The sequence below is a fragment of the Italian clover phyllody phytoplasma str. MA1 genome, from assembly GCF_000300695.1.
Classification (GTDB): domain Bacteria; phylum Bacillota_I; class Bacilli_A; order Acholeplasmatales; family Acholeplasmataceae; genus Phytoplasma.
The window spans coordinates 1-11265 of sequence record NZ_AKIM01000045.1; the positions used below are offsets into that span (position 1 = coordinate 1).

8 protein-coding genes and 1 tRNA gene are annotated in these 11265 nt (G+C 28.8%); 8 read left to right on the top strand and 1 reads right to left on the bottom strand.

What is annotated here, in order from left to right:
- Window positions 1-258 precede the first annotated feature (258 nt).
- The 6 genes from RI01_RS02100 to RI01_RS02125 all read left to right on the top strand — a co-directional run bounded on the left by RI01_RS02100 (window position 259) and on the right by RI01_RS02125 (window position 8556).
- Window positions 259-345, top strand: a tRNA-Leu gene (locus tag RI01_RS02100).
- Window positions 346-445: 100 nt separating this feature from the next.
- Window positions 446-5287: a PolC-type DNA polymerase III gene (locus RI01_RS02105; protein ID WP_017193016.1), complete on the top strand. Its 4842-nt coding sequence runs from the start codon at window positions 446-448 to the stop codon at window positions 5285-5287.
- Between the two features lie 213 nt (window positions 5288-5500).
- Window positions 5501-6841 carry an FAD-dependent oxidoreductase gene (locus tag RI01_RS02110; RefSeq protein ID WP_017193017.1) on the top strand — a complete coding sequence of 447 codons (1341 nt, stop codon included), beginning with the start codon at window positions 5501-5503 and terminating at the stop codon, window positions 6839-6841.
- 113 nt (window positions 6842-6954) lie between these two features.
- On the top strand, window positions 6955-7152 hold the full coding sequence (locus RI01_RS02115; RefSeq protein ID WP_235728185.1) for a hypothetical protein: 198 nt from the start codon (window positions 6955-6957) through the stop codon (window positions 7150-7152).
- Window positions 7153-7489: 337 nt separating this feature from the next.
- The gene (locus RI01_RS02120; protein WP_017193019.1) at window positions 7490-8110 is read left to right on the top strand and encodes a superoxide dismutase; all 621 of its coding nucleotides are present in this window, start codon (window positions 7490-7492) and stop codon (window positions 8108-8110) included.
- Window positions 8107-8556, top strand: coding sequence for a transcription antitermination protein NusB (locus RI01_RS02125; RefSeq protein WP_017193020.1), 450 nt, complete (start codon window positions 8107-8109; stop codon window positions 8554-8556). The genes RI01_RS02120 and RI01_RS02125 overlap by 4 nt, the downstream gene beginning before the upstream one ends.
- Before the next feature lie 119 nt (window positions 8557-8675).
- On the opposite strand, the gene RI01_RS03765 is transcribed toward RI01_RS02125, so the two are convergent.
- Window positions 8676-8849, bottom strand: coding sequence for a hypothetical protein (locus RI01_RS03765; protein WP_017193021.1), 174 nt, complete (start codon window positions 8847-8849; stop codon window positions 8676-8678).
- A 165-nt stretch (window positions 8850-9014) separates the two neighbouring features.
- On the opposite strand from RI01_RS03765, the gene RI01_RS02130 reads away from it, so the two are divergent.
- Entirely contained in the window at window positions 9015-10286 is a 1272-nt protein-coding gene (locus RI01_RS02130; protein WP_017193022.1) for a DEAD/DEAH box helicase, read from the top strand.
- Entirely contained in the window at window positions 10270-11160 is an 891-nt protein-coding gene (locus tag RI01_RS02135) for a deoxyribonuclease IV (RefSeq protein WP_026052447.1), read from the top strand. The genes RI01_RS02130 and RI01_RS02135 overlap by 17 nt, the downstream gene beginning before the upstream one ends.
- The last annotated feature ends 105 nt before the right edge of the window (window positions 11161-11265 follow it).

Sequence of the window (11265 nt, forward strand, 5' to 3'; positions counted from 1 at the left end):
TGTCTAATTTCGTAAATAATATTTTCTTCTTTAAGTTGTGTTAATTATCTTTAAAAAGAGAGCCTCTTTTAGAGACTCTCTTTTTTTTAAAAAAAAATTGACAAATCAATCTTTTTATTTTACAATTATTAAGAAACTTAAAAATTTTCTAATTTAATATATATTATTAATTAATAAGCAAATTACCTCTTTTACAAAAAAGAACCTTTTACAAAAAAGATTAAGAATATTTTTAATTATGTTATAATTAAAATGTATGCTGGTGTGGCGAAATTGGCAGACGCATTTGACTCAAAATCAAACGAGGTTAAACTCATATCGGTTCAAGTCCGATCATCAGTACCAAAAAAATAATATTTATTCCTTATGCTCACATGAAATTCATGTGTTTTTCTTTTTTATATCTCCACTGATTTTAAAATTTAAAACTAAAAAGAGTAAAAAAATGTCTCATAAGTTCGAAGAATTTCTCCAAACCTTAAAAAAACCAGAATTACAACAATTTCAATTACAAGAAGTATTGGTAGATCTGTCCCAAATTAGTTGGACTTTTTTTGTGACCGCGGACGAATTCCCTTCTGAAGTTGCGCTTTTAGATGAATTCCGTAAACATTTACAAGAATTTATTAAAGTTCATACCGAAGAAGTCGTGAAAAACATTTCTTGTCATGTATGTTATGAATTCCACCATTTTAACTATTTAAAAGATGAAAAAATCTGGGAAAAACAATTCCAATACATTTTGCAAAAGAAAAAAACAGAAGCCAACGAGTCTTTTTTAGATCTTTTCAATTCTACGCCGACTATCTCTTGGGAAGAGAAAAAAGTTGTCTTTCGCTTAAATCCGATTCTTTTAAAATATTTCCATCGAACTGATATTTTAAAGGAATTAAACACTTTTTTTATCCACCGTTATGGCATAGATTTAGAATTTATGACGGAATATCCAGATCTTTTAACTCTATTAGAGTTAAAAGATCCTACTATAGGTGGTTTTAATAATCTGGATAAGGACGAATTAACTTCTGAAGAAAAATTTAAAATTAATTTAATTAATATTATCGCTCAAAAGCAGGAAAACGAAATATATAAGATTTTGGATCAAACACCTTTTATTGATGTAGAGAAGAAAACTTGTGAGTTTGATTTGCCTCCTTATTTAAAAAATATTTTTACTCAACTGGATCTTCTGCCGAGTTTACAAAAATTATTTGAAGAAGAACACCAATGTTTTTACCAATTCCTCAATAAAGGTGATGTAATGGCTGAAAAAAGACAGCAACAATGGGATCATAACGGGTTACCTTTAATTTCTTTTAAAGATATTCCGGTTAAAAACAGCGCTTTAAAAACCTTTAAACAAAATAATCCCGCATTTAGAGTTAAAGGTTATGTGCAACAAGTGACCGAATTACCTATTAAAAATAACCAAAGCGTTTTAGTTAAGTTTTTTTTAGTAGATCCTGAAACCAAACAAGATTCTATCGAATATAAAAGTTTTTTAAACCAAAGTTATAAAGGTAAAACTAACACTTTTTACACTCAAATTAAAAAAGATTTTCAAGAAGGTGTTTTAGTAGAAATAGAAACTTTTGTTGATTTTAACGCTAAAAACCAAGAATACTATTTTAATTTTACTCCTAAAAATGCGACTCCTAAATATCAAGTTCTAGATAATGTGCCTTTGATGTACCAAAGACAAGATGATTATCCAGATAAAAAAAGAATTGAATTTCACCTCCATACTAAAATGTCTAATTTAGACGCGGTAACGAGTGTGAAAGATTATCTTGATATAGCTGAAAAATGGGGTCATGAAGCGCTTGCTTTTACCGATCATAACGGAGTTTATGCTTTTCCAGAAATAGAAAAACATCTGCGTGGTAAAAAAATAAAACCTATTTTAGGGGCTGAATTCGATTTTATCGCGGAAAAACCCCTTTATATCACTAACCAAGAACAATACCCCCAATTCCCTAATTTTACCTTAAAAAACCATAAATACGTTGTTTTTGATTTAGAAACAACCGGTTTTTCTAAAATAAGAGATAAAATTATTGAAATATCGGCTGTGAGGATTGAAAATGGCAAAATCACAGAAGAAATGTTTGATGAATTAGTAGATCCACAAACTAAATTAAACCCAAGAATTCAAGAAATTACTCAAATTACGAACCAAGATTTAGAAGGCAAACCCACTATTGATGCGATTTTGCCGAAGTTTTTAGATTTTGCTAAAGGCTATACTTTAATAGCTCATAACGCCTCTTTTGATATGGATTTCTTATTGGAAAACGTGAAAAGATTAAGCCTTTCTTATGAACCTCAACCTGTGATAGATACTATGCCTTTATCGCAAAAATATTTCCACCAATTTTTAAAGTTTTTTTCTTTAAAAAGATTGGCGAAAGTTTTTAAAGCTAAACCAACTTTAGAAGGTCATAGTCATAGAGCTTTATATGATTCCGAAACTACCGCTTTGGTTTATATGGAAATGATGAAGAAATTAGAAGAACAAGAAGTACTGACTTTTTATGATTTAAAAGGGGCAGCTGATACTTTGTTTGAAAGATCTTATCATGTGAATGTTTTAGCGAAAAACCAAACCGGTTACCAAGATTTATTTTATTTAATTAGTGATTCTTTAACGCAAGATTTTTATAAAAAACCCCGTTTATTGAAATCTAAATTAAACCAACATCGTGAAGATTTATTAGTCGGTAGCGGTTGTTTTGATAGTAATGTCTTTGAAACAGCTTTAAACAAGAGTGAACAAGATTTAGCAGAAGCGATCGCTTTTTATGATTATATCGAAGTTCAACCGCTAAACGCTTATAAACATGTGATTTATGACTTAGGCGGCGACGATCCGGAAATTGACGCTCTGTCTATCGTGCAAAATACTTTGTTAAAAATCATTAACGAAGCAAGAAAACAAGGTAAAATAATTATCGCGACAGGAGATGTTCATTACCTGCATCAGTATGAAAAAATTTATCGTGAAATGTATATTAACGCTAAATTAATTGGTGGTGGTTTACATAAATTATCTAAATTTAGCTCTGAAAATTTACCTGATAACCATTTATTAACCACTCAAGAAATGTTGGATGCTTTTAGTTTTATTGAAGATGAATTATTGAGAAAAGATTTAGTTATTAATAATCCGCATTTATTGAACCAACAAATTGATAAAATTCAAATTTTCCCCCAACAGTTGTTTTCTCTGCAAGATGATACTTTCGCTCAAAATTTAAAGGTTCCTAGTATTAAGCAAGAAATGAAGGTTTTAATTACAACTCGTATTGAAGCTTTATATGGTAAAATAGTGCACCCTTTAATTCAAGAAAGAATTGATAAAGAGTTGAAAAGTATTTTAGGAGATGATAACCAAAAAAACACTAACCAAAGCATTACTCCTATTTATTATTTATCTTATTTATTAGTTAAAAAATCTATGGAAGATGGTTATTCAGTAGGTTCTCGTGGTTCGATCGGTTCTTCTATTATTGCTAATGTGTTAGAAATTACTGAAGTAAATCCTTTAAGGCCGCATTATAATTGTCCCAAATGTCAATACACCGTGATGAAAATGACCGAAGAAGAGAAAAAAAACCCTTTATACCAAAAATACGTTAAAAAAGATGATCCTAATGATTATGATATTTTAGAACATACTTATTCTGGATATGATTTACCGGATAAAAAATGTTTTCAATGTAACGTCAATTTTAGTAAAAACGGACAAGATATTCCTTTTGAAACCTTTTTAGGTTTTGAAGGCAATAAAACCCCAGATATCGATTTAAATTTTGCAGGAGATTATCAAAGTAAAGCCCATGATTATATTAAAGAGTTATTAGGGGAAGAACACGTTTTTAGAGCCGGCACCATCCAAACGGTAGCAAAAAAAAACGCTTATGGTTATGTAAAAGGTTTTGTCAAAGATAAAGGTTTGGATGAGGAAATACGTGTTTCGGAAATTAGCCGCAGGTCCGCGATGATTGAAGGCGTGAAACGTTCAACAGGTCAACACCCAGGAGGAATCGTAGTAGTTCCTAAAGGGCATAAAATCTATGAAATTACACCAGTTCAGTATCCTGCTGATGATACGGAATCCAAATGGAGAACGACTCATTTTGATTACCATTCTTTTGAAAATAATTTATTTAAAATGGATATTTTAGGTCATGATGATCCAATGTTAATTAAATTTTTCATGGATTATGTGAAAAAACATCCTTCTTTATTCACGTTTGATCGTTATCAAGATATTCCGTTAGATGATATTAAAGTATACGAATTATTCGCTAATAAAGGCAAGAATAAAACCTCTATCGCTGTGCCTGAATTTGGCACTAATTTTGTTATCGCGATGTTAAAAGATATTTATGACAAAGAGAAAAAAACTTTTAATTTCTCTACTTTAGTGAAAGTATCAGGTTTATCGCACGGAACGAATGTTTGGACTCAAAATGCGAAAGACATTTTAGCAGGTAAAGGCGATTTCCAAGAAGATATCAAGACAAAAATTTCTTTTGACGAAGTGATCGCTTGTCGTGATGAAATTATGAATACTTTAATCGCAAAAGGTGTTGATTCTTTACGAGCTTTTGATATCATGGAGTTTGTCCGCAAAGGCAAACCTCATACTCATCCCCAAGAATGGGAAAAATTAATTTATCCCATAGAAGCTAAAATACCGCAATGGTATTTAAAATCTTTAACCAAAATAAAATACCTTTTTCCGAAAGCACATGCTGCGGCTTATGTTTTAATGGCCATGAGGATTGCTTGGTTTAAAGTCAATCATCCTTTATTGTTTTATAGTGGTTATTTCTCCAAAAGAGCCGATCAATTTGATTATAATGTCATGTTGAAAACAGCTCCCGAAATTGAGAAAGAATTGAGAAAAGCGGATAAAAATCTTGATGATGAACAAATCACTATGAAAAAAACCGTTAAAAAAGAATTAACCGCGAAAGAACAAAGTCGCATTAATACTTTAAAAAGCGCTTATGAAATGGTCCAATTAGGTTATCAATTTTTACCGATTGATTTGAATAAATCAGAAGCAAACGAATTTGTGATTGAAAATGATAAAGCTTTAAGAATGCCTTTTGTGGCTATTGATGGTTTAGGGCAAGTAGCGGCGGATAACATTGTGATGAACCGTAAAGAAAAATTATTTACTCAAGATGATTTTGTCAAAAGAGTGAAAATTAATAAAACTATTTTGAAAAAGTTTAAAGATGAAATGATAATCGAGAGATTGCCAGAAGAATAAATGATTTAAGTTTAGGTTTAAAACCAAAATATGTTATAATAATGGTAGATTATATAATATTTGAATATATTTTTATTATGATATAATTATTATTTAAAATTTTTTTAAATGTTATTTATTTTTGTTGTTCAAGAATTTTTAGGAAGCAATAAAAGATATAAAATAAATTAACATGTTATTTTCAATAAAAATAATTAATAAGGTAGGTTTTTCATGTTAAAAGTTATTGTTATAGGGTGTACTCATTCAGGAACTGCTGCGGTTAAAACCATTAAAAAAAATTATAGCGATGTTGATGTAACTGTTTATGAGAGAAACGACACAGTTTCCTTTCTTTCTTGCGGAATAGCTTTATATATTGGCGGAGTTGTCCAAGATAGAAGAGGGTTATTTTATTCCAACCCAGATGAATTAACGCAAATGGGCGCTAATGTCAATTTAGAGCACGAAGTTTTAAAAGTAGATTTTGATAAAAAAGAAATCGTTGTTAAAAACTTAAAAACTAACGAAGAGTTTGTAGATCGTTTTGATAAGCTAGTGTTATCTACTGGTTCTTGGCCAGTTATTCCTCGCTTAGACGGAATGGATTCTAAAAATTTATTATTATCCAAAAACTTTGCCCACGCCAACGAAATTATTGAATACGCTGCTGGCGTGAAAAAAATTACTGTTGTGGGTGCTGGTTATATTGGTGTTGAATTAGCGGAATCTTTCTCTCATCAAGGTAAAGAAGTAGTGTTGATTGACGCGGAAGAAAGAATAATGTCTAAATACTTAGATAAAGAATTTACTGATTTAGCTCAAGGCGCTTTTACTAAAAATAATGTTAAATTGGCTTTAGGACAAAGAGTTTCTAAATTAGAAACTTCTAATGGGTTAATTACTCACGTACACACTGATAAAGAAGTTTTTGAAACAGAAATGGTTATTATGTGTATTAGTTTTATTCCGAACACTAAATTAGTGAGCCATGGATTAAAAACGTCTCCTAATGGCGCTTTAGTAGTTAATGAATACTTGCAAACTTCTAATCCAGATGTTTATGCTTGTGGCGACTGTGTTAATATTTATTATAACCCGACACAAGAGTATAAATACATTCCTTTAGCGACTAACGCTGTTAGAATGGGAACTTTAATAGGAATGAATATTAAAGAAAATAAACATAAATATTTAGGCACTCAAGGTACTAGTGGTATTAAAATCTATGATTTAAACATCTCTTCTACCGGTTTAACTGAAAATGTGGCTAAATTATTAAGTTTAAATTATGCTGCTGTAACGATAAGAGACGCTAACAGACCTGAATTTATGCCGGATTATGAATCAGCTTTATTAAAAGTAGTTTTTGATAAAGAAACACGTAAGATTTTAGGCGGACAAATTTTATCTAACGCTGACTTAACAGAAAAAATGAATACTTTAAGCGTATGTATTCAAAAAAATATGACTATTGATGAATTAGCGTTTGTAGATTTCTTTTTCCACCCTTATTTCAACAAACCTTGGAGTTTGTTAAACTTAGCAGGATTGAAATCTTTAGAAATTAAATAATATCCATAATAATCTCAACTAGAAAGAAATTAAAAAAATATATGTTTTTTATCTTTTTTAAAAATATTTTTCTTTACTTATTAATTTTTTTAATAGGCAGTTTAGGAGGAGCTTTGTTTTATAAAAAAGCTCAAACTAACGAATCGTCTTTTTTAACTAAAAAAAGGATAGATATTGTTAGTAGTCAAATTAAGAACCAAATTGGTTTTCAAACTAACACTAACGCATCAAGCTTTAATTTGTATCACGAAATGTTGCATCATTGGTTAATCGCGATCAACGAAATAGATAAACATTTTTTCACTAAATAAGGAAAAGAAAGTTTTTTCAACAAATAAAATAAGCGGATGAAAGATAACTTTGGACTAAATTAATAAATTATTGTTATTATTGATAATTATTAAGTTAGTCCAAACTTTCTTTATAAGTGGTTTTAAAATCATTTTTTATTGATCTTAGAAAAGTTTTAAACTAACTTTAAACCTTTTTTCAAAAGAAACTTCAAAATTTCTTAATTACTCCTTTTAGCACTTATAAAAGTGTTATAATGTTTAATGAAGAAGTTTTTATTATGATATCATTTAAAAGTCAACTAAATCTTTGCCAATAGATTAGTCAATTTAAAAAAGGAGAATTTGGATTAAGATTATGAAAAAATATCAACTACCTCAATTACCTTATGCTTACGATGCTTTAGAACCTTTCATTGATGCTAAAACAATGGAAATACATCATCAAAAACATCATCAAACTTATGTCAACAACTTAAATACTGTTTTAGAAAAATATCCACAAATTAACGCTGATTTAGAGGTTTTATTAAAAGATTTATCTTTAGTACCTGAAGAAGCAAGGACTGCTGTTAGAAATAACGGCGGCGGGCATTATAATCATTCCTTTTTTTGGCAAACTTTACAAGTTAATAATGGTACTCAACCTGCTGGTAAATTAAAAGAATTGATCGAACGTGATTATCAGAGTGTCGAAAATTTAAAAGACCAAATAGCTTTAAAAGCAAAAACTGTTTTTGGTAGCGGTTGGACTTGGTTAATTTTAAACCGCCACCAGAAATTAGAAGTAGTTAGTACGGCTAACCAAGATACGGTTTTAAATGTAGGCTACCCTCTTTTAGGGATAGATGTCTGGGAACATGCTTATTATTTGCATTATCAAAATCGTCGCCCAGATTACATAGAAGCTTTTTATAATGTCGTTAATTGGCAACAAGTGGCTAAAAATTTAGAAGAAGCTTTGTTGAAAAAACAATGATAAATTCACAAACTAATTTGCATTACCACCAAATATATATGTTTCCTAAAAAGATGAAAGAGCTAAGGGTCAAAATCATTAATAATTTATATCAATATGATTTTTACCACAACGAACTTCAAGTCCGAAACCCTAATATTAATGAAAATATCGTTCTTGTGGAACAATTAATTAATAATATTGTTTTAATAGATAATATTATTCAAAAAAACTTATACGATTATACTTTAGATAGATTGAATAAAGTTGATAAAGCTATTATTCGTTTAGCTACTTTCGAATTAATGGAAAAAAAACTGTCTCATAAAATTATTATTAACGAAGCGATTGAATTAACTAAAGAATATTCTTCTTTAAATAATAATAAACAATATAAGTTCAACAATAAACTTTTACAACTTATTTATGAAGACATTGAAAGCAATACCTATAAAAAAAGCTTTTAAAATAAAAGCTTTTTTTATGTCTTATGTTAATTTTTTTTAAAAAAGAAAAGTTTTCTGAAAAAAATATGTTTTTTTTTGGTTCTGAATGGTTTTGGTTCTTAACGGATTAAAAGTCATTCTTAACTTTTCCAAAATCTATAAATGGCTAAAATAGGAACCAATGAAAAAACTAAGATAGCTAGAAAAATTACTAAATTAGTAACAGTAAAAAATTTAGTTTTTTTCATTACTATTGGTGTTTTATTATTTTTTTTTAGTTTTTTTGGCGGAATTTTTTTATTGTTTTTTTTCATGGATTTCTCTTTCCTTAATTGTTTATTTAGATCTCTCAAAAAAATCTATTTATTAATATTTTAAAGTAAAAAGACTAAAAAAATACTTTTTTATTTTATTTTTTTATTTTCTTTGGTTTAAAGACGGAAAATATTTACGTTATCACAAAAGAAAGGGTTGAAATAATGCAGACCTATCTTCAAGACAAATTAAAATTATTAAAATTTAAAACTATTACTCCGATACAAAAAAAATTTTTCGAGGAGTTTGATAAACCTTTTAACTTAGTAGGAATCGCTCCTACAGGAACAGGTAAAACTCATGCTTATTTATTGCCTATTTTAAGCAAAATAGACTGGAATAAAAACATGATTCAAGCGGTGATAGTTGTTCCTACTAATGAGCTTGTTTTTCAAGTTTTTAATATGTTAAAAGAAATTGAAAAACAAAATTCTAAAGTAAAGATTTTTTACGGTGGAATGGATAAACAAAAAATACTCTCTAGTTTGGAAAAAAAACAACCTCCCGTGGTGATCACTACTTTAAGTAAGTTAAGCGAATATGCCCAAACTTTAAACAAATTAAATATTTTTAAAGCTGCTTATTTAGTATTAGATGAAGCGGATATGTTATTTGATCAAGAATCTTTAAATGGGTTAGACCCTTTATTGGTTAAATGGCGACCTAAAATATTATTATTTTCTGCTTCCATCACGCCCGCTATGAAACCTTTCATTAATAAATATTTCGGAAAATCTTTATTTTTAGATGTTAATTCAGAACAAAAAATAAATTTAAAATATTACGCTTTAGAAAGTTCTTCTGATAAAAGAATTAATAATTTGGTTCATTTTTTTAAAACTTTAAACCCTTATTTAGCCTTAATTTTTGTTTCTCATAAAAAAGACCAATTTATGGTTTATGAAGGTTTAAAAGAAGCTAATTTAAATGTTTTAAACTTTTCTTCTGACTTATCAGTTAAACAAAGAAAACAACATATGGCTGAAATTAAAAAAATGAAATATCAATATATTATTTCTAGCGATTTAACCGCCAGAGGGATAGACTTAGATATTACTTGGGTAATTCATTATGATTTGCCGAGCCGTAATTTAGAGTTTTTCCAACACCGTAGCGGTCGTACAGGTAGAATGGGCAAAGATGGTAACGTTTTAGTGATTTATAACGAGAAAGATAAAACTTCCTTGGATAAAATTAAAAAACTTAATGATATTTATTTTCATAATATTACTTTAACTAAAACAGGTTTTCAAGAAGAAGTTAAAAAAGAAGTTCGTCCTAAGAAACAAACTCCTAATAATACAATTAACCCTTCCTACCATAAATACAATTTTTATAAAAAAAATGATAAAATGAGTTTTCCTAATAAAAATGGTAAAAAAAATAAACCTCATTTTTCCAAAAGAAGAGATAAAAAAAATGATAAAAATAGGTAGTCATGTCCCTTTTAATAAACCTTTAATGTATTTAGGCTCTTTAAAAAAAAGTTTATCTTTTGGCGCTAATGCTTTTATGATTTATACTGGAGCGCCACAAAACACTATTAGATCTGATTTGAAAAATGCTAACTTATTAGAAACTTTCGAACAAATGAAACAACATAATTTAGACCCTAATGATTTAGTAGGTCATGCACCTTATATTGTTAATTTGGCCAACCCTTCTTTAGCGAAAAGAACTTTCGCGATTGATTTTTTAACGAAAGAATTATACAGATTTGAACAAATGAAAATTGTTCGAATGGTACTTCATCCTGGCAATAACATGAATAAAAACAAAAGAGAAGCGATAGAATTTATCGCTTTAGGTATCAACCAAATTTTTAAAAATACTGCTGGTTTAAAAGTGGGGATAGCTTTAGAAACTATGGCCGGTAAAGGAAACGAAATAGGCGCTTCTTTTCAAGAGTTAAAAGATATTATTACTTTGATTGAAGATAAAAAAAGAATTTCTGTTTGTTTCGATACTTGTCATGTTTTTGATTCTGGTTATGATATTAAAAATAACTTTGAATTAGTGATGGAAGAATTCGATTCTATTGTGGGTCAACAATATTTATCTGTTTTTCATATTAACGATTCTAAAAACGTTTTAGGCAGTCAAAAAGATCGTCATGAAAATATTGGTTACGGAAATATCGGTTTTGAAGCTTTAATTAATATTATTTATCATCCTTCTTTTTTATCTTTACCCAAAATATTAGAAACCCCTTTTATTAATGGTTTCGCTCCTTATAAAGAAGAAATAAAAATGATTAAAGAAAAAACCTTTAACCCTGATTTGAAAAAAAGTTTTGAAGAAAAGGTTTAAAAAAATATAAAAGACTCATTAGTCGATAAAGGAATGAGAGAAATGAAAAAGCTATGTAAACACATAGCTTTTTTGTTGTTTGAGGTACCCCACAAAAGTGGTACC